Source organism: Haloarcula sp. CGMCC 1.2071 (assembly GCF_037078445.1).
In the GTDB taxonomy this organism is placed as follows: Archaea; Halobacteriota; Halobacteria; order Halobacteriales; family Haloarculaceae; genus Haloarcula; species Haloarcula amylolytica.
Genome location: NZ_JAYMGY010000003.1, coordinates 94126 through 117629 on the forward strand (window position 1 = coordinate 94126; position 23504 = coordinate 117629).

The following is a 23504-nucleotide window of genomic DNA, read 5'->3' on the forward strand; positions in this document are numbered from 1 at the left end:
AGGCCCGACACAGTATCAGTCCCAGATGTCAGGGCTTTAGCGGCCACTGGATCTGTCCGTCGCGTCGGCTCAGTTCGTACTTGAGCCAGCGAGTGAGTAGTTCGACGAAGGCCTGTTCGTCCTGTCTGAACTGGCCCGACCGGGAGTCACGAGCAACGAAACAGACCGTCCCGAACAGTTCACTGTCGACTTCGATTTTCGCACCGAGGTAACAGCCGATACCGTACCGCTGGTATGCGGGGTCGTCACCCAGACCCTGCTGCTCGGCGTTGTAGACCGAGAGCAGACCGTCGGATTCGACAGTCCGTCGGCAGTAGGTCTCGGAAAGCGATGTGATGTCGCCGGGGGCAGTGAGAGACGGTTCGCCGCTGGTAGCGATGATTTCATGCGTTCCTGCCTTGGGATCGATTGCGACGAGATGGCCCTGATCGACGGCAAGATACTCGACACCGAGTTCCAGTACGTCGACTAACCGCTGTTCGAACCGTCGGTCTGTATCGTTCGTGACCTCGTAGAGTTTCTCTCGGTAGCGTTCGGCCGTCGCCTGTAGCCGCTCCCGTTCGATCTCCTCCGTGATGTCCTTGACCACTTTCGCAAAGCCACGGGAGTCGCCGTTTTCCCGGAGTTCAGTGATGGTCACATCTGCCCAGAACGTGCTCCCGTCTTTCCGAACCCGGAGCCCGCGGTCGGTGGCCTTGCCGCAGTCCCCGGCTTCTCGCAGCAGTTGCTCGGGAATGCCGTCGGCCACCTGTTTCTCTGTGTGAAACGTCGAGAAATGCTCACCGAGGATATCAGATTCCTCGTACTGCGTGATCTGTTTCGCACCGGCGTTCCACGACTGGATGAGGCCGGCGGGGCCGAGCAGAAACAGCGCGTAATTCTCGACCGCATCGACGAGTAGCCGGAACCGCTCGCGCTCGTGTCGCAGTTGCTTGTCGAGTTCTTCGCGGTCAGTTCGGTCACGGACCACGCAGACGGAGCCGTCATTTTCGATACTCGCGACGGTGTGTTCGCCGATGAACTGTGTCCCGTCGGCGCGTTCGAGCAGTGTCTCACCCGTCCACGTCCCGTTCTCGTTGACAGCCGGGAGTATTTCATCATCGACCGTTTTGAGGCTCTCTGCCGAGTGGATTTTCTGCCAGTGTTCGCCCAGAAGCTCGTCGCGCTCGTAGCCGAACGTGGCCGCGTAGGCGTCGTTCAAATAGGTGAACCGACCCTCGTCGTCGAGGGTGCTGATGCCGTCCCAGGCCGCGTTCATTGCGCGGTGACCACGCGTGACTTGCAGTTCGTCTCTGCGGGCTTCGACCGCGTTTTGCACCCTGTTCGCTAGCACCGTGTACTGGGACGTTCCCGGTTCCTTCTGGATATAGTCCGTGACTCCTGCGGAGATTGCTTCGGCCGCGATCTCTTCGCTGCCCTTCCCAGTGTAGAGGATGAACGGAAGCTTCGGTGCGTCCTCGCGAATCCGTTCGAGGAACTCCAGCCCGTTCATGCCAGGCATATCGTAGTCGCTGATAATACAGTCATACGTGTCCTGCGGGCGGTCCGTAATGACCTCGTCGGCCCGCATCGCGGTGTCGACGCTGAATGAATCCATGGCCCGCTCGAGATATACCGCAGTTAGATCGGCAAAGTCCGGTTCGTCATCGATATGTAAGACGCGCACTGAACCAACCATCTGTTTGAATGTTGTGCAAAAACGCTAATAAGACGTTTGTCATTTCAAAGTAATATAACCGATTCAGGTTCTGCTACTGGGTAAAAAGGCGAGGTACGTGGTAAAGTGGTCGTTCGTATATAGCGCCACTGTAAGCCCCCGTTTGAACTGTTTTAGGTTTCACACGATCATCAAGAATACCAGCTCCCTTGCGTGTGCAAGCCAGGCAACTAATCACATGATTTACAAACGTGCTATAGTACGGGCCTGCTGGGGCAGGGGCCGGTCAGAACCCGCTGTTACTGAGGACGCCCGCGGCGGACGAGAGTTCACCACTGAATTTCACGGTGACGTAGAGGCCAGTAAACAGCGTGGCGTTGTACGCGCCGTGGATGAGTGACGGAACGACGATGTTGTCCGTGTACTCGTAGGTTGCACCGAGGATGAGCGACGGAATGAGGAGGGCACACACCCCGACAAGTTTGCCCGTGACCGACCCGCCGCTGAGGGCGGGGTAATGAATGCCGGCGAAGATGACGCTCGCGATGGCGACGCCCGAAATCGGGCCGAAGTAGTCCCGAATGCGGCCCTGGACGACCCCACGGAACAGCAGTTCCTCGCCAGGGCCGATGAGGAGGAACGAGGCGGGAATCAACAGGAGGAGGACATCGGGGTTCTCCATGCCGATCTCCGCGGCCTGATTGGTTGCCGTTTCGATTCCGAACATCGAGACGAGCGTCGTGATGATGACGGCTACTACCACGAGTCCGACCATCGCGCTGGCGTAGCCCAGCACGACGATGGCGGCCTCGCGGAAACTCGGCACAGAAACACCGATATCGAACTCGCCGCTGTCCGCAGAGTAAGAGAACACCTCGCGGAGCTTCGTTCTGATCACCGGTCTGAGCTTGATGTACGTGTACGCGATGACCGGGCAGCCGATTCCCTGGACCGTTATCAGCCCGAGAACCAGCGTCTGTACTTGCGTTATTTGTACTCCTGCACCGAGTGACAGCGAAAATGCGATGGTGAGAAGCAGGATCGATCCGAATCCCAGGCCAATCACCCCCAGCGAGAGCGCAGAGAAGAGCGTAAACCCGTACTGGAAGGCCTGCAGGATCGGACTGTCGCGGGTCGCCGTTGCCATACACTGCCTTGGTCGTGGCGATGTGTAAACAATTCGTTTGGTGTTGGTGTCGTGACTGCCGGCAAAGACGCCTCAGTCGATCCGCTCCCCGGCCGTCACCGCGGTGTCGAGCCAGTTCGACTCCGGCGGGAGCGGACAGGAGAAGGTATCGCTATAGGCACAGAACGGCGAGTACGCGAGGTTGAAATCCAGCGTAATCTCGTCGCCGTCGCTCAGGTCGCGGTCGGGTTCCAGTTCCATGTATCGGCCGCCGTCGTAGCTCTGCTGTCCGGTGGTCTTGTCCCGGAACGGAACAAAGAGCGTCCGGGACTCGTCGGCGGCCTGCCGGAACGCGTGGAGTTCGCGGGACTCGCCGTCGAGGTCGAACGACAGCGTCGCGACGTGGAGATAGCGCACCGTTCGGTCGTCGCTCGTCTCCAGATCGACCGAGTCCGGCGTCTCGTGGACCGTAACCGTCGCCTCGACCCGATAGTCGTGGTCCGGGTCGAAGTAGCTGAGGCCGTCGAAATCGTCGCGGTCCTCCGGCGGAATCGGGGATTGGCGGTGCTCCGCGAAGAACCGGTCTTTCTCGTCCCGGTTGGCTTGCAACTGTGTCTCCCAGTCTTCGGTGACTTCGTCCATACAGAACCGTGGTAGCCACGCAGTTTCAGTCCGGCGACTCGGCGACAGACGAGCGATATCGCAGCGTGAGGGAGTGGGTACCTTATTATACACCTGGTCCAACTGGATAAATACACAGGGGTGTGTATGGAAGCGACGTTCTACGGTATTCTGGGGGTGGACCCAGATGCCACCGAGGAGACGATAGTCCGCGCCTACCGGGAACAGACGAAAGCGCATCACCCGGACGTGAGTGACGACCCCGCCGCGGGAGAACGGTTCAAGCGACTCACGCAGGCGAAGAACGTGCTCACGGACGAGGCCGAGCGGGAGCGATACGACCGGCTCGGTCACGACGCATACGTCAACAGGCACGTCGACAGCGGCGCGGACGGCGGAACAGCCACGGGCGGTGTCAGTGATATCGCACAGCAGTACGTCGACCAGCGGGCCGACACAGGGACGACGGGCGGGGCAACGGCGAAAGCGACACAGCGGCCCACCCAGACTCGTGGCGGAAGCACGGGCTACGGGACTGCCGCAGAGTACTACAAGCCCGGCCAGCGAGTCCGGCCGACACAGTCGTCGGGAGTCGAGACGCTGCTCGGTTCACTCCGCCGTGTCGGACCGTGGCTGTTCGTCCATCTGGCACTACTGGTCTGTACTATCATTGCCGCTGTACTGCTCGCAGTCGGTGGCCTCACCGGGGACCTCTCGCCGGTTGTCGCCGGCGTCATGGCCGTCTCGATGGTGACGATATCGCTGGTCGTCTCAACGACCCACATGCTCACACACATTTCAGGCTGACCGAGGAGGTGTGGTTCGAGCGATGGTAGTTTCGGATCGCCGTTTCGGATCGTCGCGAGGCGAGCGACTTGCAGAACAGCCACACTCACGCTAGCGGTCGGAACCAGACAGCAGTGACGAGGACGGCCAACAGGAGATACGACCCGCGAATTAGCAGCATCGTTGCGGTTTCGGGATCGCCTCGCTGGGCGATAGCCGCAACCGTCCCGAAGACGAGCGCAGCCGCCGCGGCGCTCGGCGGAACCCCGGGCAATGCCACGGACAGCCCGACAATTCCGAGGAGGCCCGCGCCGAACAGGCCGAACGCGAGCCGCCGAGCGCGTTGGTGGCCCAGGACGACGGCGACGGTCCGTTTCTGTATCGACCGGTCGTAGTCGTAGTCCTGCTCGTCGTCGATGATCTTGATGCCGGTCAGCAGCAGGAGGAACACGGCCGCGAGACCGAGTGCTCGCGGTGTCAGCGTCGTTACCTGAGCGTAGTAGCCGCCTAGCAACGCCAGCGCGATGCCCGACGGATAGCCCATCGTCGCGCCGACGGGGTTCATATCCAACTGCGGCGCGTGGGTGTAGCCGATGACCCAGGTCGGAAGCGTCAGCAGCGCCGCGCCGGCACCGACCAGCAGCCAGATGGCCGCCGCACAGAGCGCGAAGCCGACGCCGGCACCGACCAGCGCCATGCGACAGCCCGAAGCAGTGAGCGGATGGTCGTCGTCCTCGCCGCGGACGTGGAAATCGACGTAGCCGTCCTTGACGTGAGCCGTATAGACGGCGAAGAACATCGCACCCGCGTGGAGCGCTGCTACCGGTGGCCAGAATCCGCCGGAGAGCAACCCCCCGAACAGCGAGGTCGCAAGCGGTGGCAGCATGAACACCGGGTGAACCTGCGAGGCCAGGGCACTCACGGTCGCGAACGGACCGCTCTCGTGTCGGGCGACTGCCATACGAACTCAAGGCACGGCTGTGGGAAAAATCCCCATCCGCGTTGTTTCGGTACTACCGCCAGTTCGACCGGTCCAGCACGAACCCCGAGATGTGCGAGGCCAGTTCTCTGGCGGCCTGTTCCGTGTCCGCGTGGAGTTCGCCGGACACCGGGCCGGCCTCGCCGCCGACGCCCTCAGTCTCCGATATCGGGTCCGTGGTCGTCGGATACGGTCGACGGGACCGGACACGGTCACGAAGCGCCTGCACGGTGGTGTCCGAGAGTTCGTAGGACAGGTGCTGGAGGTCGTACCGGACGATGAACCCCCGCGTCGCGTCCCTGACGGCGAGGACTGGCTGTCCCCGGTCCCGGCACCGCTCCCAGATCTCGCGCTGGTGTTCCCGCGTGGCGTACACCGGCACGTTCGACGGTGCGAGGTGTTCCATTGCCCGTTCATACGGGCTGGAGGTGTATTATCTTTCGGCAGTGCCCGACTAGCCGGTCTACCCGCAGTAGCCCGGTGCCACGCTGGTGAGTCACTGCGTTTCGCGCCCGCAGGCAGAAATGCCACGCAGGAAATGTTTAGGGGAAGGGCTGTGTCCACAGGAGTGCTATGGCAGATATCGAAGTCGAGAGCACATGCGAGGAAGGATACACAGTAGAGAGCATCATCAACGGCGAATGGGAGCTCATCGTCGACGCGCTGAGCGAGAACGGACCGTCGCCGAACGAGGTGCTTGCCGCCGACTACGCCTCTTGTTACATCCCGGCGCTGCGCGTCGCCGCAGACAAGTATGGCCACGAGGACATCGGCAGCGTCGACGTCGAAGTCGCGGCGGGTCTCGACGAGGACGACGACCTGGAGTACATCGACTTCCACGTCGAAGTCGAGGAATCGCTTGCCGACGAAGAGCAGGACATCGTCGAACTCGCCGAGGACATCTGTCACGTCCACTCGGCGCTGCAGGACGAGCTGCACGCGGAAATCACCATCGAGTCCGGCGTCTGAGCGGGCAGGAACAGGGGGTGACGGTTATTTTCCGCTGATAGAAGACCTGTCGTCGTCACTCCGGGAACAGCAGTATGACCGAGGACGTGTTGTGATAGCCAGTGTAATCCTCGTCGGCCGAGCAGACTTCGCCGTAGGTCTCGAAGCCGGCGAAGGGCGCGTCGATAGCGCTGTGAATCGTGTCAACGGCGTCGTCGAAGTCGTCGCCGAGAATCATCGCCCGGCAGGCACAGTCGTACACGAACCCGCCCGCGACAGTTCCGCCGCGGAGTTCGTTGACGGCGTTGGTTGCGGCGTTCCGGACAGCATACACCTGATCAGATTTGTTACTATGTGTCACCCGCACTTGCGTCCCCTCGGAAACGGTGACAGCGAAATCCAGCGGCCCCTCGGTGTCGGTTGTATGGCCCGGCCACCGGATGTTGTACCCTTTCGTCGAGATGAGCTTGCTCTCGATGAAGGTCTTGATCCGAGAGGCGAGTCCGTCCGCATCCGCGTCCGGTTCAGACTCGATACCGAGTTCATAGCGGCCGAGCAGCATGACGAGGTCCTCGGACCCTGCTTCCAACTCGTCGACATCGATATCGTACGTCTCCATCGCATCCTCTCGGATCGCGTCCCGCCAGGCCTCGAACGCAGGTCTGCCGTCGAGTTCGTACACGGTGCTGCCCTCTGCTCGGGTCACCGTCATCGCTTCGGAGATCGGTTCGTGGCCGTGGTTGACTGTCACCGGGAGCGGGTCCTCTGAAGCAATGAGCGCGAGGACGACGGCGTCCGTCTCGACCTGGTCGTTCCGGAAGACGTGGGTCTGCTGTAACTGGAGGTCGTCGCCCGCAGACCCCCCGACGACAGGCGTCTCCTCGTCGTCGAGGTACTGCTCGGTAAGTCGAGTGACTTTGTTTCCGATTCCGGCCATGCCGTCGTGAAGGTTGATAAGCGTCCGGTGCGGGTACCCATCGACAGCAGGGTCCTCGCTCGCGGGGAGGTCGTGAACGGCTTCGAACAGACAGCGCTCGGGATCTGCGCTGAGTTCGGTCGAGAGGCTGGAGAAGAACTGCATCGAGTCCGACGAAACGACGCCGACTGTGACAGTTCCGTTCCCAGAACCGGCTTCAGTGAACTCCCCGGAGGACGAACAGCCCACGATTTCGGTATCTGAACCGACAACACTCCGAGCGCCCCACAGCACCGCCTCGTAATCGTATGTCGGGGAGCAGAAAATCTGACAGAAGTCCGGTTCGCTGGCCGAGATGGCGTCCATGGCTTCCCGTATGGCGTCCATAGCCGCGGCATCGCCAGAGTCCCCCGTCGCCTGCCCTGTCCCAAACTCAGTAGTCATTGAGATGCAAGTATATCGTGAGCTAACTTAACATATTGGAACCGTTTTGAAGACAATAAGACGTGGCAGTGGGTCGGTGGGGGACGTAACAGCCGGCCCAGAAACGGTGCTTTTTACCGTAGAACACCGCACGGAGCGGGAAACGCTCATACCGCCGGCCCGCAAACACCAGTCCATGAGCGATTCAAACTGGACCGATCGCATCGCCGGCGAACGGATGGCGGTCGACCAGCGGTTCAACGAACAGGTCAAAGCGTCGTCGTTCTCCAGCCAGCAGTGGGGGCTCGTGATGACTGCAGTCGAGTTCGAGATCGAGAACCCGGGCGACCCTGACGCCGCTCGGATCGTCGCCGATACCTCGAAGCTCTCTAGCGTCATGCCCGAGATGGAGCGGGTCGCCAACCAGGGTCCGATGGGCGGACCGGGCGGTGACCAGTCCGGGAGTTCGGGGGGCGGCCTCCTCTCGGGCGTCAAAGACGCGCTCGGACTGGGTGGGTCCGGCGGCGGCGGCAACAAACAACAGGAGGAAGAAGCAGCACGCCTCGCACAGGCGTACGCTGAGCAGTTGCAGGAGAAACTGGAGTCGAACGGGCGCTGGAAGTCCGTCTGCGAGCAGGCCCAGGGTTAGTACTCGTCGCCGCCGTGGAACAGCGTTAGCTCCTCGGCCTCGTAGATGTTGATGAGTTCCGTCACGATGTCGTCGTACGATTCGTCCTCGACGCGGAGATCGTCGAGGCGGTCCACTGTCTCGGCGTCCAGTTCCACGGATGGCATACCCGAACCTTTCACTGGAACACACTTAATTCCCGCCCTCGCTCAAAAACGAACGCGAACAGTAGTAACAAATCAGAACCGAAAACTGTTAATGGTCGTTCTCGGTAGAAACACGACACATGCGACCACTGGGTGACTCACCGCTCGTACGGAACGACAAGACGCTCGTGCTGGCCCACGACCACGGGCTGGAACACGGTCCCAAGCAGTTCAGCGGCGTCGAGGAGCGCCTCGACCCGCGTGAGGTGTTCGAGATGGCGACCCACGACGCCGTGACGGCGCTGGCCGTCGGCAAGGGCCTCGCCGAGACGTACTACCCGAGCTACGAGGACGACGTGAACCTGCTGGCGAAGCTCAACGGCGGGTCGGACCTCTGGATGGGCGACCCGTACTCGCCACAGAACTGGTCGGTCGACTACGCCGCCGAACTCGGTGCCGACGCCATCGGGTACACCGTCTATCCGGGCGTCAACCGCGAGACCGACATGTTCGAGGACTTCCGCCCGGTCCAGGAGAACGCCCGCGACCACGACCTGCCGATCGCGATGTGGTCGTACCCGCGCGGACAGGCCATCAAGGAGCACCGGAGCCCCTCGACCATCGCCTACGCGGCCCGCATCGGCCTCGAACTCGGCGCGGACTTCACGAAGGTCAAGTATCCGCGTGACAAGGAGGCGATGGCCCACGCCGTCCGCTCGGCGGCTGACAACCGCGTCCTGCTCTCCGGTGGCTCGAAGACCTCCGACCGGGACTTCCTCGAACTCGTCGAGGACTGCATGGACGTCGGCGTCTCCGGCCTCGCCGTCGGCCGCAACGTCTGGCAGCGCGATGACCCCTACGACATCCTGGACAAGCTCGAAGGCGTCATCTTCGAGGACGCGACAGCCGACGACGTCCTGTAGGCCATGGACGAGGAGACGCGCCGAGCCGTCGCCGCGGCGGACGAAGCGTTGCCCGATAGCGACGTGCTTCCCGGTGCTATCGACGCCGGCCGGGTCGTCTTCGGTTTCGACGGCTACCTCGACCGCGTCCGGGAGGTCGTCGCGGACCGCATCGACCCAGAGAGCCACGAGCGCCTCGCCACGTTGGAGGGCTTTGGCGACCGCATCGACCGCTCCGTCGCCGCCGACAGCTCCCTCTCCTTCGAGTGGCTCCAGCAGGGCAGCCGGACCGGCGGCCACACCAGCCACCTCGCGCGGGCCTTCGGCGGCTGGTCGTTCGACCCCGTGATGGTCGGGATGTACGGCGAGCCGGTCCACGACGCCTTCGAGGCGGAGTTCGGCGAGTACGACCTCCACTCGCTTGGCGACCCCGGCGTCACCGATGCCGTCGAGTTCGACGACGGGAAGCTCATGCTCACCGAGATCGGCGACACGATGTCGCTGGATTGGGCCGAACTCGACGCAGCCTTCGGCCACGACCGACTGGCCGGGAAGCTCGACGGCGCAAGCCTGTTAGGGACTGGCTACTGGTCCGAGACGCCGGACCTGCCGACCATCTTCGACGGCCTCCGTGACCTGTGGGGCGACATCGACGACCCGCCCGGGACCGTGCTCGTCGACCCCGGCGACGTGCGAAAGCTCGACGGCGACCGTCTCCGTGCCGGCCGGAAAGCCATCGGCCGACTGGATGAAGTGACCGACGTAGTGGTCTCCTCGAACCGGGCCGAGACTGGTGTTCTGGCGAACGCCTACGCCGGCGAGGCCGAGCGGTCGTTCACCGATGACGCCGAGGCGGTGTACGACGCCCTGGAGCCGACCTGGTTCGTCGGCCACGGCGTGGAGCGCTCGGTCGTCGTCTCACCGGACGGCACCGACAGTGTCGCCGTCCCCGCCGTTTCGGACCCGGAACTGACGACCAGCTCCGGCGACCACTTCAACGCCGGGCTGGGGCTCGCACTCATTGCCGGACTCCCGCCGGCGGCCGCCGTCGTCGTCAGCAACGCCGTCGCCGGCTACTTCGTCCGGACCGCGGACCAGCCGTCGCTGACCGACGTGCGCGCGTTCGTCGACGACTACCTCGAAAAGTTCTGAGTTGCAGTCTCCGCTTTCTACGACGCTTTTTCTGCCCGCTACAGTCGTCGAACCGTCACGCCGTCCCGGAGCGAGTCGATGTCGTTCAGGTCGGGAACGGCCGTGCCGGCCCGCTTGACGACCTGCGAGGAGACGGCCACGCCGGTCCGGAGCGCCGTCTCGTCGTCCGCACCGGCTTCCCAGGCGCTCAGCACGCCCGAGAGGAGCGCGTCGCCAGCCCCGACGGTGTCGACGACGTCGATGTCGAGGGCTTCGGCGTACAGCCGGCCTTCGTCGCCGACGAGGACCGCGCCGTCTGCGCCGAGGGAGGCCAGCACGCGGTCGAAACCCCGCTCCCGGAACGTGTCCGCCGCGTCCGCACACCCCTCGACGGTTGAGACATCGGCCCCAGTCGCATCGCCGAGTTCCGTTCGGTTCGGCTTACAGAGTCCGTACTGGGCATCGAGCTCCCGGAGGACGTCGCCGCCGGTGTCGACGATTGTCTCCCAGTCGCCGCCGCCCGCGATGCGGTCGATGGCATCGGGGGACAGCCCCGGCGGCAGGCTTCCACCGACGAGCACGCGGTCGGGGGACTGCGCTCGCACCCGTTCGAGCAGCGAGTCGACGACCGACTCGCCGACAGTCGGCCCGGCCTGGTTCAGTTTGTACTCCTCCGCGGCCGCGATGGCGGTGGTGTTGAGACGCGTCGTTCCGTCCACGTCGACGAAGGCCGTCTCGACGCCGTCGCCCTGCAGGGTCTCTCTGATGAACGACCCGGTGAACCCGCCCAGCAGTCCCGTCGCGACGCAGGGGCGGTCCATGGCCGTGAGCAACTGCGCGGCGTTGATGCCCTTCCCGCCCGCGTCGAACTGCGCCTCGTCGGCCCGCATCACACGGTCGGGAGCCATCTGCTCGTCGAACTGAATCGTCTGGTCGACGGCGGGGTTGTAGGTGACGGTGACGATCATGTGCTGACCTCCTCGACGGTCACGTCGGCGTCCGCGAGTGCCGTGGCGAGCGCCCCTGACGGGCTGGCGTCAGTGACCAGCAGGTCGACCTGGTCCAGATCGGCGAAGCTGACGAAGCTCCGGTCGCCGAACTTCGACGCGTCGGCGACCAGCACGACCCGGCGGGCGCGCTCGACCATGACTTCCTTGACGGCCGCCTCGTCTTCATTTGGCGTCGACAGCCCGGCGGCGCTGTCGAGGGCGTTCGTCCCCAGAAACAACAGGTCGAAGTTCATTCGCTCGATGGCTCGCTCGGCCATCGGGCCGACGAGCGCCCGGGTCCGCGGTCGGAGACTCCCACCGGTGAGCTTCGCATCGACGTCTCGCTCCGCCACATCAGTGGCGAGTTCCGGCATATTCGTCGCCGCGACGTAGTCGGTGTCCGGAATCGCGCGAGCGACTTCCATCGTCGTCGAGCCCGCATCGAAACAGACCACATGGCCCTCACGGACCTCCTGTGCCGCTCGCTCGCCGATGGCCTGTTTCTCCGCGTAGTGGTCAACCTCGCGCTGGCCGTACGGTCGTTCGGTCCCGGCGGAGGACGCCGGTACTGCGCCGCCGTGGGACCGCTTGATGCGGCCTTGCGACTCCAGGTCCCGGAGGTCACGGCGGATCGTCGCCTTCGAAAACTCGAGTTCCGCGGCCAGTTCCGACACTGAACAGCCGTCTCGCTCTGTCACCAACTGGACGATAGTGCGCTTTCGCTCGGCCGGGAGCATTCTCTCTGCTGTGATTGTTTCGCTTCGGTTTTACCTCTTTCTATCGGACTGTGCTTGTTTCTGCCCAGATAGAGTGCGAGAAAACTGCCTACAGCTCGTCGATAACCGCGGCGGTCACGTCCTTAGTGGATGCGTCGCCGCCCAGATCCGGCGTTCGGGGACCCGAGTCGAGCACGGACTCGACGGCCGACCGGACAGCATCGCCCTGCTCGTCGTATCCGAGGTGGTCGAGCAACATCGCGGCGGAGAGAATCATCGCCGAGGGGTTGGCAACGCCCTCGCCGGCGATGTCCGGCGCGGAGCCGTGAACTGGCTCGAACAGCGCGTTTTCCTCGCCGATGTTGGCCGACGGCAGCAGACCGAGGCCGCCGACGAGGCCGGCGGCGAGGTCCGACAGCATGTCACCGGCGAGGTTCGGACAGATGACGACGCCGTAGTCCTGCGGGTTCATCACGAGGTGCATCGCGAGCGCGTCCATGAGCGCGGTGTCGTATGACGCGTCCCGGTCCTCGCCGACCGCCGAGGCCGTATCGAGGAACAGGCCGTCCGTGGTGCGCATGACGTTGGCTTTGTGGGCAATCGTCACGTCGTCGTACCCGTTCCCCTTCGCGTAGCTGAAGCCGTACTCGGCGATTTTCTCGGAAGCGTCCTCGGTGATGACCCGGGTGCAGGTGGTGACGCCCTCAGAGATTTCGCTCTCGATGCCCTTGTAGACGCCCTCGGTGTTCTCCCGGATGAACACGATATCGGTGTCGGGCTGGACAGCGTCGAGCCCCGGATACGAGCGGGCCGGGCGGACGTTGGCAAAGGAGCCGACGACCTGCCGGAGGGGCAAGATGACGTCGGCCGCCGTCTCGCCGGCCGCGCCGAACAGCGTCGCGTCGGCGTCGGCCGCCAGATCGCGCGTTTCTTCGGGCAGCGCCTCGCCGGTTTCTGCCTTCACTGCGTCGCCGGCCGCACCTTCGACGAAGTCGAAGTCGACGGCATCGACGGCCTCCAGAACCTCGACCGCGGCGGGTGTGACCTCCTGTCCGATCCCGTCGCCGGGAATAACGGCTATCTCGTGTGTCATAGCAGGAGGCACGTAGTCGGCCGGTGAAAGTGATTCGGTTCGCTGTCTCACACGCAGCGCTCGGGCGGTGGCAGCGTCAGTCGAGCGGGAGTTTCCGGAGCGGATCCGAAGCGGTTGACTCCGGGGTCCGCCATACTCGTGGAACGCGTCAGCGGTGGACCGTCTCGACACGGCGAGCCAGAGGGTGACTCTGGGTCGAGACAGGGATGGCAGCGCGGTGGCACGGCTCCCCAGCGAGCGCATCGAACTGGTGGAGGGCCGAAGCGACGGGAACAGCGCGTCGCCAGGGACCGTGCGCACCCGAGTATTGTGGTGGTTAATATGTATTTACTACCACAATACTATGGAAACTACTGATACCATAGATACTACAGATACAAAAAATACAATCAATACTATCGGTCCAGCAGGGACCACTGCTGTCGAAGCAACGATACCAAGCGCCGGTCACGGCAGAGGGTGGCTTAGCTCAGAGTTTGTGTCGGAAGGCGTGGAGGACGTTCTGCCCGGTTTCGGTCAGTTCGACCTGTTTCGTCCGGCCGACATCGCTGACCGCGATGTACCCGTCTTCGACCAGCGGGTCGACGATGTTGGCGTTCAACAGCGCGAACTTCGCCTTCTCGTTTGCCGGGTCCGCGTCGTCGATGAACGAAAGCCCGGCGTCCTCGGCGAACCCGATGAGGTCTGACTTCTTGGCGGTGTAGGTGTCCGTGTTCGTCCGCTTGAGATAGTCCAGTACTGCGACCTGATCGCGGGAGATGGCTTCGATGGGGTACGACGGGAGGACCTCCGCGCGCTCCATCCCGCGAGTGAGTGGCTCCGCTGAAATCGGCGGGACGTGTTCTTCGGGATGGACGTAGTAGGCCGTCGCCGCCGTCGCCATACACGCGATAGCGCTTCCGATGGCCGCTACTTTCGGCCCGCTGGAGACGTTGACGCGCACGATATCTTCCGGATGGTCGGCGGTCAGCGTCGTCACGACCGCCAGCACGTCGTAGAGGTCATGTAGATCCGCGCAGTGCAGGTCGACACTGACGCCGTTGGCGTCCAGTTCTTCGACGAGCGCCTGCTGGTACGGCGTCAGCCGTGACGGCTCCGTCGTCGCTGTGAGGAGGTACACGTCGTCAGCGTTGTGCTGGTGAATCGGTTCGGCGATCCGGTCGCGTTCGTGCCCCAGCGGCGCGATGTGTATCTCCCGAATCTGGTCCATGCGAGAATGACGCGCCCCGCACAGCTATTGGTCTTGCCATCTCCGGGACAGACCTCTCCTGTGGCACGACCGTCGGATTACCGACCTGGCCGTGAACGGAAAATGATCGCGCTGCGCTCACGGCGCTGCCGTTCGCGCATACCGAGGTCGCGGGGCGACCTCGCGTTAATCGTCCGCTTCGATATCCGACCGCGTCTGATCCAGGTACGGCAACTGCGAGGCCGTCTCCTCGATAGCGTTCTGGTTGGCCTTCATCAGCGCCGTCGTGTCCCAGTTGCCCTCGACGAGGGCCTCACGCTGGGCGCGGTCGACGCTGACGTTGACCTCGTTGTCACCGTAGGTGACCGTCTCCGCCCGCACGTCGACTTCGATTTCGCCGTCGGGGTTGTCGTCAACCCACTGCTGGAGTGCGTTGATCGTCTCGTGGTCGGCGGTGACCGTCGGAATGCCGAGCGCGAGACAGTTCCCGGCGAAGATCTCGGCGAAGGACTCGCCGATGATGGCGTCGATGCCCCAGCGCATGAGCGCCTGCGGCGCGTGTTCGCGGGAGGAGCCACAGCCGAAGTTGTTGTTGACGACCATCACGTTCGAGTCCTGGAACCGCTCCTCGTTGAACGGGTGGTTCTTCTCGTTGTCCTCGTCGTCGAACCGCAGGTCGAAGAAGGCGAACTCGCCCAGACCGTCGAAGGTGACGACCTTCATGAACCGCGCGGGGATGATCTGGTCCGTGTCGATGTCGTTCCCGCGGATCGGGATGCCAGTGCCTTCGACGTAGTCGACCGACGGGATATCCTCGGTGGGGTCGGTCACGCCAGATTCACCTCCTTCAGGTCGCGCACGTCAGAGACCTCGCCAGTGATAGCCGCGGCGGCCACCATCCGTGGGTTCATCAGGACGGTCCGGCCGTCCTTGCTGCCCTGCCGACCGACGAAGTTCCGGTTGGAGGAGGAGGCACAGGCCTCGTCGCCTTCCAGCTGGTCCTCGTTCATGCCCAGACACATCGAACAGCCGGCGTTGCGCCACTCGAAGCCGGCCTCCTCGAAGATGTCCTTCAGGCCTTCTTTTCTAGCGGCCTCCTGAACCCGCTGGCTGCCGGGGACGACGAACGCTCGCACGTCGTCGGCGACCTCGCGTCCCTTGACGATACGGGCCGCGCGGCGCAGGTCAGGCAGTCGAGCGTTGGTACAGGAACCCAGGAAGGCCACGTCGATATCGTACCCTTCCATCGTCTCGCCGGGCTCGACGCGCATGTGGTCCTGAGCGCGGCGAGCGGTGTCGACCTTGTCGTCGGCCAGGTCCTCGGGCTCTGGAATCGGGTCGTCGATGCCGATGCCCTGGCCGGGCGTGGTGCCCCATGTCACGACCGGGTCCAGTTCGCTGGCGTCGATTTCGACGACGTCGTCGTATTCGGCGTCGTCGTCCGAGCGGATGGACTCCCAGTACGGCTTGAGTTCCTCGAATTTCTCGGGGTGCTCCTGGAAGTAGTCCGTCTCTTCGAGCCACTCGTAGGTGGTCTCGTCGGGGTTGACGTAGCCCGCGCGAGCGCCGCCCTCGATGGACATATTACAGATGGACATCCGGCCTTCCATGTCGAGGTTCTCGATGGTCTCGCCGGCATACTCGTACACGTAGCCGACGCCGCCCTCGGTTCCGAGCCGGCGGATGATTTCGAGGATGATGTCCTTGGCCTCGACGCCCTCGTCGAGTTCGCCGTTGACCTCGATTTTGCGGACCTTCTGTTTCTCCATCGCGATGGTCTGGGTCGCCAGCACGTCCCGAATCTGGCTGGTCCCGATACCGAACGCGAGCGCACCGAACGCACCGTGGGTGGAGGTGTGGCTGTCGCCACAGACGATGGTCTTGCCGGGCTGGGTGATGCCCTGCTCCGGGCCGATGACGTGGACGATCCCCTGATCGCCCGTCGTCGGGTCGGAGAACTGGATGCCGGCGTCCCGGACGTTCTCTTCGAGTTCGGCCATCATCGTCTCGGCCGCGTCGTCGCTGTAGGGCCGGTCCTGGTTCGCGGTCGGCACGATGTGGTCGACCGTCGCGTGGGTCAGGTCCGGGCGCGCGACTTCGAGGCCGCGCTCTTTGAGCATCCCGAAGGCCTGCGGGCTGGTGACCTCGTGGATGAGGTGCAGGCCGACGAACAGCTGGTCCTGGCCGTTCGGCAGGGTCGTGACTTTGTGCTGGTCCCATACCTTGTCGTACAGCGTTCCCTGGCTCATACTGTCTCGTCCCGCCCTTCAGTTCCGCGTTCGTACGCGCGAGTGACACCCTCGTCGGGTGCTTCGTGGTCGATGTCTTCCATCGTCTCGTCAGTCTCCTCCTCCTCCGCGTCGCGTTCGCCGCCGTCGGCGGCCACGACCGGGCCGCGGCGGAACACCGCGCCGAAGGTCCCGTTCGTCTCGGGGTGGGTGTGCTCGATGCTGCCCATCGTTGTGCGCGATTCGCTCTGTTCGCCGTCCGTTGGATCCGTGTGTTCGTTAGTCATCTGCTGGGGCTTCTGTCTTCTCGGCGTCGGCGTCCTCACCCCACGCGAACAGGTCGCGCAGGTTCTCGCCGACGGCTTCGATCTGGTGGTTCTGTTCTGCGTCGCGGTACTGCTTGTAGGCGGGCCGGTTAGCCTGGTTCTCGTTGATCCACTCGCGAGCGAACTCGCCGTTCTGGACCTCTTCGAGAATCTGCTCCATGCCCTCGCGGTCGATGACCTCTTCACCGCGGGTGAGACCGCCGTACTCGGCGGTATCGGAGACGGAGTTCCACATGCCCATGTGGCCGCCCTCGTACATCAGGTCGACAATGAGCTTCAGCTCGTTCAGACACTCGAAGTAGGCCATCTCCGGCGCGTAGCCGGCGTCGACCAGCGTCTCGAAGCCGGCCTTGACCATCTCGGTGACGCCGCCACAGAGGACGGCCTGCTCGCCGAAGAGGTCCGTCTCGACCTCTTCCTGGAAGGAGGTCTCGATGACGCCGGCGCGGGTGCAGCCGATGCCCTTCGCGTAGGCCAGCGACTCTTCCTTGGCGTTGCCGGTCGCGTCCTGATACACCGCGATGAGACCGGGCGTCCCCTCGCCGCGCTCGTAGGTCCGGCGCACGAGGTGGCCCGGCGATTTGGGCGCGACCATCGTCACGTCGACGTCTTCCGGCGGTTCGATCTGGCCGTAGTGGATGTTGAAGCCGTGCGCGAACTGGAGCGTGTCGCCGGCGTCCAGTTCGTCCTCGATGGCCTCGTAGACGGCCGGCTGAATCGTGTCAGGCACGAGCATCACGACGCGGTCCGCCTCGCCGGCGGCCACGTCGGGCGTCTCGACGCGGAGGCCAGCGTCCTCGGCGTCGGCCCACGACGACGAGTCCTCGCGGAGGCCGACAATCACGCCGACGCCGGACTCGTGGAGGTTCAGCGCGTGGGCGTGTCCCTGTGAGCCGTAGCCCAGCACGGCTACGGTTTCGTCGTCGATAGTCGATACGTCAGCGTCCTCGTCGTAGTAGACTGTTGTGGTAAGTTCGTCAGACATCTTTCTCTAGTGTTTTCGGGCCGCGTTCCAGTGCGGCGGCCCCGGTTCGCACGATCTCCTGCACATCGAACTGCTTGAACGCCTCGATGGCGGCGTCGATTTTCTGCTTGCTGCCCGTGATTTCGACGGTGACCGAATCGGTCGACGCGTCGACGGCCTGGCCGTCGTACATGTCGGCAACGGCGTTGACGTCGTCTGGCTTCTCGCCGCTGACTTTCACCAGTGCGAGCTCTCGCCGGACGGCCTCGCCTTCGAGTTCCCTGACCGAGATGACGGGCACGAGCTTCCGCAGTTGCTTTTTCGCCTGGTCGATTCCCGGTTCCGGTTCCTCGATGAGAATCGTCATCCGGGCTGTGTCGTCGTCGACCGTTGGCCCGACGGTGAGGCTTTCGATGTTGAACTGGCGTCGGCTGAACAGCGCCGACACCTCCGAAAGCACGCCCGGTCGGTGCTTGACCAGCGCTGACAGCACCGCCTGTCGCGGCTCGTGAGTCACTTCGGCCTCGGGGTCGACGCGGATGCCCTGCATGTTGCGTCGGCCCTTCGGGCGCATCCGTTCGTCCGGCGCGGGGCCTGGCATTCCTCCAGTCATTGTTAGATCATGTCCAGCTGGTCTTCGTTGAGCGCGAACTGGCCGTTGTCACCGCCGCTTGGCACCATCGGGAAGACGTTCTCCCCGGGGTCGATGTGGGCGTCGATGACGCTCGGGCCGTCGTAGTCGCGTGCTTCCTGTATCGTTTCCTCGACGTTCTCGTAGGATTCGAGCGTGAACCCGCGCGCGCCGAAGGCCTCGGCGAGCTTGTCGAACTGCGGAATCCACGGGTACTCGGAGGCCATCCGGCGACCCTCGTAGAAGCCGTCCTGCCACTGGCGGACCATCCCGACTGCCTCGTTGTTCAGGACGACGTAGGTGATATCGAGTTGCTCGCGCACCGCGACCGACAGCCCCTGGACGGTCATCAGGAACGAGCCGTCGCCGTCGAAGCAGACGACTTCCTGGTCCGGCGCGGCGAGTTTCGCGCCGATGGCGGCGGGCACGCCGTAGCCCATCGTCCCGAGGCCGTGGGAGGAGACCCACGTCCGGGGCTCGGTGTACTCCCAGAACTGGGAGGCCCACATCTGGTGCTGGCCGACGCCGGTACAGACGATGGTGTCGTCCGGCGTCATCTCCGAGAACTGCTCGACGACGTACTGGGGCTTCAGCGGCTCGTCGTCGGGCGTATCGTAGTCCATCGGGTACTCGTCTTTCCAGGTCTGGCACTGGTCGCGCCACTCGTCAGCGTCCGGCGCGCGCGGCATCGCGTCGAACAGTTGCCGGAGCACTTCCCGGGCGTCGCCGATGAGCGGGTAGTCGGCGTAGACGTTCTTGCTGATTTCCGCGGGGTCGATGTCGACGTGGATGACCTCCGCGTCGGGCGCGAAGGAGTCGACGCCGCCGGTCAGGCGGTCGTCGAAGCGCGTCCCGATAGCCAGCATGCAGTCGGTGTTGCTAATCGCCATGTTGGCGTAGCCGGTGCCGTGCATCCCGGCCCACTCCAGCGAGAGTTCGTGGTCCTCTGGGAAGGAGCCGATGCCGGGCATCGTCGTGATGACCGGGATATCGTACTCCATGGCGAACTCCCGGAGCGCGTTCGAGGCGTTCGCCTTGATGACGCCGCCGCCAGAGAGTATGACGGGGCGGTCGGCCTCGGCCAGCGCCTCGGCGGCCTCCTGGACGTTCCCGTCGTCGGCCTCCTCTGGCACCTCGTAGGTCTCCGGTGTCTCCGGCCTGCCGGGTTCGACCTCGGTCTCGCCCTGGGTCACGTCCTTCGGCAGGTCGACCAGCGTCGGCCCCTGCCGGCCGGCATCGGCGAGCGCGAACGCTTCGCTGACGTCGTCGCCGACGGTGTCGGAGTCGGCGGCGAAGTAGCTCTCCTTCGTGATCGGCTGGGTGATGCCGACGGTGTCGGTCTCCTGGAAGGCGTCGTTGCCGACGAACTCCGTCGGGACCTGGCCGGTCAACGCGATGACCGGATCCGAGTCCATGTTCGCGTCGGCGATGCCGGTCACGAGGTTCGTCGCGCCGGGGCCGGACGTGGCAAAACAGACGCCGGGGTCGCCGGTGACGATCCCGTACGCGTCCGCCGCGTGCGAGGCTCCCTGCTCGTGGGCCATCGTGACGTGGTTGATGTCGGAGTCGTACAGCGCGTCGTAGACGGGCATGATTGCGCCGCCCTGAACGCCGAAGACGTAGTCGGTCCCGGCGTTTTCAAGCGCACGGATGACCGATTGTGCGCCCGTTGTGACTGGTTCCTGTTCGGTCTCCGACTCTGTTTCTTCCGCTTCCTTGGGGACGGATGCGCGTTCGCTCATCGTGTCAGCCCTCCGTCTGTTCGTGTTCGGGGTCGATACCGCGGTGATGTGTATGCTGCGTGCATGACTGGTGACTCTGTGGTGTTCAGGCGAATCGATTCGGCCGGGGGTGAAAATGTGAAATGAGGGGCTATAGTGCCCCTACAATACGCACGCCGAGAATAGCGGTCGCGGTGCTGGCGGGTGGTCGAACCTGACGCCCAGCAGCCGCGGTCATCACATCCAAATGCAGTTCGTCCCGAATAATAAACGTTCTGTGATAGCCGTTGGCGGACAGCCGCTCGGAACCGGGTACTCACCGGTAGCTGCTCACTCGTAGTGACGGCCGGAAGCGAGGTCATCGACCTACGCCCGGACCTCCTCGCTTTCCTCGGTCACGCCGATCTCCTCGGCGAACCGTTCGAGCACCGACATGGTGACCTGTTCCTCCGCGCCGTACTCCTTGACGCGGCGGGTCACTTCTCGGACCTCCGCCTCGGTCGGGTCGTAGCCCGCGTCGACGAGCCGCTCCCGAACCGAATGGGCTCCGGTGTGCTTGCCGAGCACGAGTTCGCGCGTGGCCCCGACCATCTCGGGGGTCATGACGCCCGGCTCGAACGTGTCGGAGTTCTCGATGACGCCGGCGGCGTGGATACCGCTCTCGTGGGAGAAGGCGTTGCGCCCGACGACGGGCTTGTTCGCCGGCACCCCGATGTCGGACTTCTCCTCGACGATCCGCGACAGCTCCGTGATGCGGGTGGTGTCGATTCCGGTGTCGACGTCGTACAGCGACTCCAGCGCCATCACGACCTCTTCGTAGGCCGCGTTGCCGGCGCGTTCGCCGATGCCGTTGACCGACACCTGCGCCTGACTGGCTCCGGCCTCGAAGCCGGAGATGGCGTTGGCCGACGCCAGTCCGAAGTCGTCGTGCGTGTGCACGTCGATGTAGGCGTCGGTGCAGTCGTCGACGATCTCGATGAGGTCGTAGAACCGCCGCGGCGTGGCGACCCCACAAGTGTCCGGAATGTTGATCCAGTCCGCCCCCGCCGCGGACGTAGCCTCGATGACTTCGACGAGGAAGTCCTCGTCAGTCCGAGTCGCGTCCATCGGCGAGAACATGCACTCGACGCCCGCGTCTTTGATCATCTCGACACAGTCGACGGCGGTGTCGAGCGCCTCCTGGCGGGTCGCGTGCATGGAATCCTGCAACTGTACGTCCGACGTCGAGACGAAGGTGTGGACCATGTCCACACCTGAATCCAAGGCCGCCTCGATGTCTTTCTCGACCACACGCGCCAGTCCGCAGGTCGTCACTCGCGTGGACTCGGCGATGTCCCGAACTGCCTCGAACTCCGCGTCGGAGTTGACGGGGAACCCGGCCTCGATGACGTGGGTGCCCATCTCGTCGAGCAGCGCGGCTATCTCGCGTTTGTCCTCGTAGTTGAACGACGTACGTGGTGACTGCTCACCATCGCGCAGCGTGGTGTCGAAAATCCGTGCGTCTGTTATCTCAGACGTGGAATCCAGTGTGCCCTGGAAGAACTCGATCCGCCGGAGATTCCGACGTGCCCTCGTTGTTGGACATAAGCACCTGTATCTGGAGGCTTCCACTATTTATACTTGTTCATAAGGCGGGGAGACGTGCACACGGCACACGGTTGCGACCGCGGCCAGAGCGACTGCCGCGCGTCAGACGGTTTGGGGAGGATTTTTGCTCTGTCCGCGCATGGATGTGGCTATGAGCGATTTCGAGGGCCTGGACCTGCAGGCCGTGGAGGACCAGATGGACGAGGACCGGGACGGGGCCGGCAGCAACCGCGTCGTGCTGGGCGTCCTCGACGGGTCGGAACCGCCCGAGCAGTGGGTCAACACCATCGAAAACGGGTCAGTCCTGGTTCTCAACGTCGAAGGCGACCTGAACGAACTCGCCGCCGGGTTCGCCCGGCCGGTCCGGGAGGCCGGCGGCGAACTGATGCACTTCCGCGGCTTTCTGGTTGTGACGCCGCCGGGCGTCAGTATCGACTCCGAGCGGCTGGATTGACTGGCAATACAGACGGTGTCCTTCGTGCAGTCCTGCTGTAGACGACATGGTTCTAGGGCGAGCGTATCGAGCACAGCGGGGTTCGGCGTCTCAGGCACCGGGCAGTAGGTGCCACGATCGTTCAAGGAGAGAGAAATCGCTGCAGCAGTCCGTGCCACACGCGGATACCCCGGTCCCACGCTTGCCAGTAGGTGTCGAAGAACCGGGGCGAACCCCTGTCAGTGTGGCTCGGTCGGGTCGTGATCTGGGCGTGGCAGTCCGGACAGCGGTAGTGCGTGCCGCAGTGGCGCTCGACCACCATCCAGTCGCCGTCGTACCTGCTCTGGTGCCCACAGTCCGGACAGAACAGCGTTGCCTTCGGCGGAACGTCCTGCTCGGTCCGGGAGTCAGTCGGGGACATCCTCGGGTGAAACGTGGCCGCCGACACGAAAAGAACCTGCCTATGAGGAGTCTATACAGCTACTAATACGGGGGTAGTCATTATATTCGCTTCCAGCGGATTCAACCCCGGTACCACTGGCCCGCTACGCTAGCATCGGTGGCCCGCTACGCCGACACCGGCGGGTGCCTACGCCGACACCAGCGTCAGATAGTGACCGTCTCGGTCCCTGATTCGGACGCCGTCCTCGACCGAGGTGACCGAAAGCGCGTCGTCAGCGACTTCCCTGGCCGTCGATTTCGGATCTTCGGCGACGACGCCGAAGTCGACGTGAACCCCGCCGCGGGCGTCGGCGATGCCGAGCCGCGGTGACCACAGTTCCAGATCGAGATCGCCGGTCGAGAGCCGAACGCGGCCTTCGTCGCGGCCGTCGTCGACCATGTCGAACCCCAGCGAGGTGTAGAACGCCACGGCCGAGGACAGGTCCTCGACTTCGAGGACGAGTTCGAACAGGCCGGTGACGCCATCGCCGTCGACCGCCCGCTCGCCGAGTTCCACGCAGTTGCCCTGCGGGTCGTAGAAGTACAGCGAGCGCGCGTCCCCGAAGGTGTGTTCGACCAGGTCGAAGCGCTCGTCCAGCCGGCCGTACCAGTCGTCGTACTCCCGCTCGGGAATGGTCAGTGCGTAGTGGGTGTGGAGCCCGCCGCGCGGAACCGTCCCCGGCGCGCGGAGCCTGAGTTCGGTGTCGCCGGCCGCGAGCACGGCCTCGTCTGGGCTCTCTGAGAGTACGTCGAGTTCCAGAAAGGCCTCGTAGAACGCCGTTGCACGGTCCGGATACTTCACCTCCAGTGTGAGCCAGGCGGGCGAGGAGAGCATATCGGCACTTCGGTCGCCACCGACAAAGCCGCTGTGGACGACGTTTCGGAGGCGAAACAACCCCAGCACGCGAGTTTCCCGTTCTCGA

At 64.1% G+C, this 23504-nt stretch carries 26 protein-coding genes; 6 read left to right on the plus strand and 20 right to left on the minus strand.

Going from position 1 to position 23504, the window contains the following annotated elements:
• Window positions 1–28: 28 nt before the first annotated feature.
• From VI234_RS07780 to VI234_RS07790, 3 genes are all read right to left on the minus strand, one after another.
• A complete protein-coding gene (locus tag VI234_RS07780) occupies window positions 29–1678 on the minus strand; it encodes a PAS domain S-box protein (RefSeq protein WP_336329680.1) in 1650 nt (549 codons plus the stop codon).
• A gap of 265 nt (window positions 1679–1943) precedes the next feature.
• Complete coding sequence (locus VI234_RS07785) at window positions 1944–2804, minus strand: CPBP family intramembrane glutamic endopeptidase (protein WP_151146654.1); 861 nt, start codon at window positions 2802–2804, stop codon at window positions 1944–1946.
• 72 nt (window positions 2805–2876) lie between these two features.
• Window positions 2877–3425, minus strand: a complete 549-nt coding sequence (locus VI234_RS07790) for a DUF1684 domain-containing protein (RefSeq protein ID WP_336329681.1) — start codon at window positions 3423–3425, stop codon at window positions 2877–2879.
• Window positions 3426–3551: 126 nt separating this feature from the next.
• On the opposite strand from VI234_RS07790, the gene VI234_RS07795 reads away from it, so the two are divergent.
• Window positions 3552–4211 (plus strand): DnaJ domain-containing protein, encoded by a 660-nt coding sequence (locus VI234_RS07795; RefSeq protein WP_008309946.1) that lies wholly within the window; start codon window positions 3552–3554, stop codon window positions 4209–4211.
• A gap of 85 nt (window positions 4212–4296) precedes the next feature.
• Here the strand turns inward: VI234_RS07795 and VI234_RS07800 are convergent, their stop codons facing one another.
• Both VI234_RS07800 and VI234_RS07805 read right to left on the minus strand, forming a co-directional pair.
• A complete protein-coding gene (locus tag VI234_RS07800; RefSeq protein WP_336329682.1) occupies window positions 4297–5151 on the minus strand; it encodes a UbiA family prenyltransferase in 855 nt (284 codons plus the stop codon).
• 52 nt (window positions 5152–5203) lie between these two features.
• Window positions 5204–5575: a hypothetical protein gene (locus VI234_RS07805; protein WP_008309949.1), complete on the minus strand. Its 372-nt coding sequence runs from the start codon at window positions 5573–5575 to the stop codon at window positions 5204–5206.
• Between the two features lie 167 nt (window positions 5576–5742).
• Between VI234_RS07805 and VI234_RS07810 the strand changes: the two genes are divergently transcribed.
• On the plus strand, window positions 5743–6138 hold the full coding sequence (locus tag VI234_RS07810) for an OsmC family protein (RefSeq protein WP_121510886.1): 396 nt from the start codon (window positions 5743–5745) through the stop codon (window positions 6136–6138).
• 55 nt (window positions 6139–6193) lie between these two features.
• On the opposite strand, the gene VI234_RS07815 is transcribed toward VI234_RS07810, so the two are convergent.
• The gene (locus VI234_RS07815; RefSeq protein WP_336329683.1) at window positions 6194–7477 is read right to left on the minus strand and encodes an FIST signal transduction protein; all 1284 of its coding nucleotides are present in this window, start codon (window positions 7475–7477) and stop codon (window positions 6194–6196) included.
• A gap of 175 nt (window positions 7478–7652) precedes the next feature.
• On the opposite strand from VI234_RS07815, the gene VI234_RS07820 reads away from it, so the two are divergent.
• On the plus strand, window positions 7653–8105 hold the full coding sequence (locus VI234_RS07820; protein WP_336329684.1) for a DUF5799 family protein: 453 nt from the start codon (window positions 7653–7655) through the stop codon (window positions 8103–8105).
• Here the strand turns inward: VI234_RS07820 and VI234_RS07825 are convergent.
• Window positions 8102–8251 (minus strand): DUF7557 family protein, encoded by a 150-nt coding sequence (locus tag VI234_RS07825; protein WP_008309953.1) that lies wholly within the window; start codon window positions 8249–8251, stop codon window positions 8102–8104. The two genes, VI234_RS07820 and VI234_RS07825, sit on opposite strands and share 4 nt — an antisense overlap.
• A gap of 119 nt (window positions 8252–8370) precedes the next feature.
• On the opposite strand from VI234_RS07825, the gene VI234_RS07830 reads away from it, so the two are divergent.
• The gene (locus tag VI234_RS07830) at window positions 8371–9153 is read left to right on the plus strand and encodes a class I fructose-bisphosphate aldolase (protein WP_008309955.1); all 783 of its coding nucleotides are present in this window, start codon (window positions 8371–8373) and stop codon (window positions 9151–9153) included.
• A gap of 3 nt (window positions 9154–9156) precedes the next feature.
• Window positions 9157–10284 carry a hypothetical protein gene (locus tag VI234_RS07835; protein ID WP_336329685.1) on the plus strand — a complete coding sequence of 376 codons (1128 nt, stop codon included), beginning with the start codon at window positions 9157–9159 and terminating at the stop codon, window positions 10282–10284.
• A gap of 38 nt (window positions 10285–10322) precedes the next feature.
• On the opposite strand, the gene pfkB is transcribed toward VI234_RS07835, so the two are convergent.
• The 11 genes from pfkB to VI234_RS07890 form a co-directional block, all read right to left on the minus strand.
• A complete protein-coding gene (gene pfkB / locus VI234_RS07840; RefSeq protein WP_008309959.1) occupies window positions 10323–11231 on the minus strand; it encodes a 1-phosphofructokinase in 909 nt (302 codons plus the stop codon).
• The gene (gene glpR, locus VI234_RS07845) at window positions 11228–11989 is read right to left on the minus strand and encodes an HTH-type transcriptional regulator GlpR (protein WP_008309961.1); all 762 of its coding nucleotides are present in this window, start codon (window positions 11987–11989) and stop codon (window positions 11228–11230) included. The genes pfkB and glpR overlap by 4 nt, the downstream gene beginning before the upstream one ends.
• Before the next feature lie 88 nt (window positions 11990–12077).
• On the minus strand, window positions 12078–13061 hold the full coding sequence (locus tag VI234_RS07850) for an isocitrate/isopropylmalate dehydrogenase family protein (RefSeq protein ID WP_336329686.1): 984 nt from the start codon (window positions 13059–13061) through the stop codon (window positions 12078–12080).
• A 469-nt stretch (window positions 13062–13530) separates the two neighbouring features.
• A complete protein-coding gene (locus VI234_RS07855) occupies window positions 13531–14271 on the minus strand; it encodes an HFX_2341 family transcriptional regulator domain-containing protein (protein WP_008309964.1) in 741 nt (246 codons plus the stop codon).
• A 165-nt stretch (window positions 14272–14436) separates the two neighbouring features.
• Entirely contained in the window at window positions 14437–15081 is a 645-nt protein-coding gene (gene leuD / locus VI234_RS07860; protein WP_008309966.1) for a 3-isopropylmalate dehydratase small subunit, read from the minus strand.
• A complete protein-coding gene (leuC, locus tag VI234_RS07865) occupies window positions 15078–16499 on the minus strand; it encodes a 3-isopropylmalate dehydratase large subunit (RefSeq protein ID WP_008309968.1) in 1422 nt (473 codons plus the stop codon). The genes leuD and leuC overlap by 4 nt, the downstream gene beginning before the upstream one ends.
• A complete protein-coding gene (locus VI234_RS07870) occupies window positions 16496–16765 on the minus strand; it encodes a hypothetical protein (RefSeq protein ID WP_336329687.1) in 270 nt (89 codons plus the stop codon). The genes leuC and VI234_RS07870 overlap by 4 nt, the downstream gene beginning before the upstream one ends.
• On the minus strand, window positions 16758–17789 hold the full coding sequence (gene ilvC / locus VI234_RS07875; RefSeq protein ID WP_336329688.1) for a ketol-acid reductoisomerase: 1032 nt from the start codon (window positions 17787–17789) through the stop codon (window positions 16758–16760). The genes VI234_RS07870 and ilvC overlap by 8 nt, the downstream gene beginning before the upstream one ends.
• Window positions 17782–18369 (minus strand): acetolactate synthase small subunit, encoded by a 588-nt coding sequence (ilvN, locus tag VI234_RS07880; RefSeq protein WP_008309974.1) that lies wholly within the window; start codon window positions 18367–18369, stop codon window positions 17782–17784. Before ilvN ends, ilvC begins: the two co-directional genes overlap by 8 nt.
• A 14-nt stretch (window positions 18370–18383) precedes the next feature.
• Entirely contained in the window at window positions 18384–20141 is a 1758-nt protein-coding gene (ilvB, locus tag VI234_RS07885; RefSeq protein ID WP_336329689.1) for a biosynthetic-type acetolactate synthase large subunit, read from the minus strand.
• A gap of 345 nt (window positions 20142–20486) precedes the next feature.
• Window positions 20487–21731: a LeuA family protein gene (locus VI234_RS07890; RefSeq protein WP_008309980.1), complete on the minus strand. Its 1245-nt coding sequence runs from the start codon at window positions 21729–21731 to the stop codon at window positions 20487–20489.
• A gap of 127 nt (window positions 21732–21858) precedes the next feature.
• Between VI234_RS07890 and VI234_RS07895 the strand changes: the two genes are divergently transcribed.
• A complete protein-coding gene (locus tag VI234_RS07895) occupies window positions 21859–22161 on the plus strand; it encodes a DUF5779 family protein (RefSeq protein WP_008309982.1) in 303 nt (100 codons plus the stop codon).
• A 121-nt stretch (window positions 22162–22282) separates the two neighbouring features.
• Here the strand turns inward: VI234_RS07895 and VI234_RS07900 are convergent, their stop codons facing one another.
• Together VI234_RS07900 and VI234_RS07905 are read right to left on the minus strand one after the other, a co-directional pair.
• Window positions 22283–22561 (minus strand): hypothetical protein, encoded by a 279-nt coding sequence (locus VI234_RS07900; RefSeq protein WP_008309984.1) that lies wholly within the window; start codon window positions 22559–22561, stop codon window positions 22283–22285.
• Window positions 22562–22729: 168 nt separating this feature from the next.
• Window positions 22730–23416 carry a VOC family protein gene (locus VI234_RS07905; RefSeq protein ID WP_044952185.1) on the minus strand — a complete coding sequence of 229 codons (687 nt, stop codon included), beginning with the start codon at window positions 23414–23416 and terminating at the stop codon, window positions 22730–22732.
• Window positions 23417–23504: the final 88 nt, after the last annotated feature.

Excerpts from the sequence above, each read along its gene's own strand:
- VI234_RS07835 (WP_336329685.1), top strand. The coding sequence starts at position 9,157 with ATGGACGAGGAGACGCGCCGAGCCGTCGCCGCGGCGGACGAAGCGTTG.
- VI234_RS07785 (WP_151146654.1), bottom strand. The coding sequence starts at position 2,804 with ATGGCAACGGCGACCCGCGACAGTCCGATCCTGCAGGCCTTCCAGTAC.
- VI234_RS07870 (WP_336329687.1), bottom strand. The coding sequence starts at position 16,765 with ATGACTAACGAACACACGGATCCAACGGACGGCGAACAGAGCGAATCG.
- VI234_RS07820 (WP_336329684.1), top strand. The coding sequence starts at position 7,653 with ATGAGCGATTCAAACTGGACCGATCGCATCGCCGGCGAACGGATGGCG.
- VI234_RS07895 (WP_008309982.1), top strand. The coding sequence starts at position 21,859 with ATGAGCGATTTCGAGGGCCTGGACCTGCAGGCCGTGGAGGACCAGATG.
- VI234_RS07800 (WP_336329682.1), bottom strand. The coding sequence starts at position 5,151 with ATGGCAGTCGCCCGACACGAGAGCGGTCCGTTCGCGACCGTGAGTGCC.
- VI234_RS07825 (WP_008309953.1), bottom strand. The coding sequence starts at position 8,251 with ATGCCATCCGTGGAACTGGACGCCGAGACAGTGGACCGCCTCGACGAT.
- VI234_RS07900 (WP_008309984.1), bottom strand. The coding sequence starts at position 22,561 with ATGTCCCCGACTGACTCCCGGACCGAGCAGGACGTTCCGCCGAAGGCA.
- leuC (WP_008309968.1), bottom strand. The coding sequence starts at position 16,499 with ATGAGCCAGGGAACGCTGTACGACAAGGTATGGGACCAGCACAAAGTC.
- pfkB (WP_008309959.1), bottom strand. The coding sequence starts at position 11,231 with ATGATCGTCACCGTCACCTACAACCCCGCCGTCGACCAGACGATTCAG.
- VI234_RS07905 (WP_044952185.1), bottom strand. The coding sequence starts at position 23,416 with ATGCTCTCCTCGCCCGCCTGGCTCACACTGGAGGTGAAGTATCCGGAC.
- ilvN (WP_008309974.1), bottom strand. The coding sequence starts at position 18,369 with ATGCCAGGCCCCGCGCCGGACGAACGGATGCGCCCGAAGGGCCGACGC.
- VI234_RS07810 (WP_121510886.1), top strand. The coding sequence starts at position 5,743 with ATGGCAGATATCGAAGTCGAGAGCACATGCGAGGAAGGATACACAGTA.
- VI234_RS07850 (WP_336329686.1), bottom strand. The coding sequence starts at position 13,061 with ATGACACACGAGATAGCCGTTATTCCCGGCGACGGGATCGGACAGGAG.
- VI234_RS07790 (WP_336329681.1), bottom strand. The coding sequence starts at position 3,425 with ATGGACGAAGTCACCGAAGACTGGGAGACACAGTTGCAAGCCAACCGG.
- VI234_RS07815 (WP_336329683.1), bottom strand. The coding sequence starts at position 7,477 with ATGACTACTGAGTTTGGGACAGGGCAGGCGACGGGGGACTCTGGCGAT.
- VI234_RS07805 (WP_008309949.1), bottom strand. The coding sequence starts at position 5,575 with ATGGAACACCTCGCACCGTCGAACGTGCCGGTGTACGCCACGCGGGAA.
- ilvB (WP_336329689.1), bottom strand. The coding sequence starts at position 20,141 with ATGAGCGAACGCGCATCCGTCCCCAAGGAAGCGGAAGAAACAGAGTCG.
- VI234_RS07780 (WP_336329680.1), bottom strand. The coding sequence starts at position 1,678 with ATGGTTGGTTCAGTGCGCGTCTTACATATCGATGACGAACCGGACTTT.
- glpR (WP_008309961.1), bottom strand. The coding sequence starts at position 11,989 with ATGCTCCCGGCCGAGCGAAAGCGCACTATCGTCCAGTTGGTGACAGAG.
- VI234_RS07830 (WP_008309955.1), top strand. The coding sequence starts at position 8,371 with ATGCGACCACTGGGTGACTCACCGCTCGTACGGAACGACAAGACGCTC.
- VI234_RS07795 (WP_008309946.1), top strand. The coding sequence starts at position 3,552 with ATGGAAGCGACGTTCTACGGTATTCTGGGGGTGGACCCAGATGCCACC.
- VI234_RS07855 (WP_008309964.1), bottom strand. The coding sequence starts at position 14,271 with ATGGACCAGATTCGGGAGATACACATCGCGCCGCTGGGGCACGAACGC.
- ilvC (WP_336329688.1), bottom strand. The coding sequence starts at position 17,789 with ATGTCTGACGAACTTACCACAACAGTCTACTACGACGAGGACGCTGAC.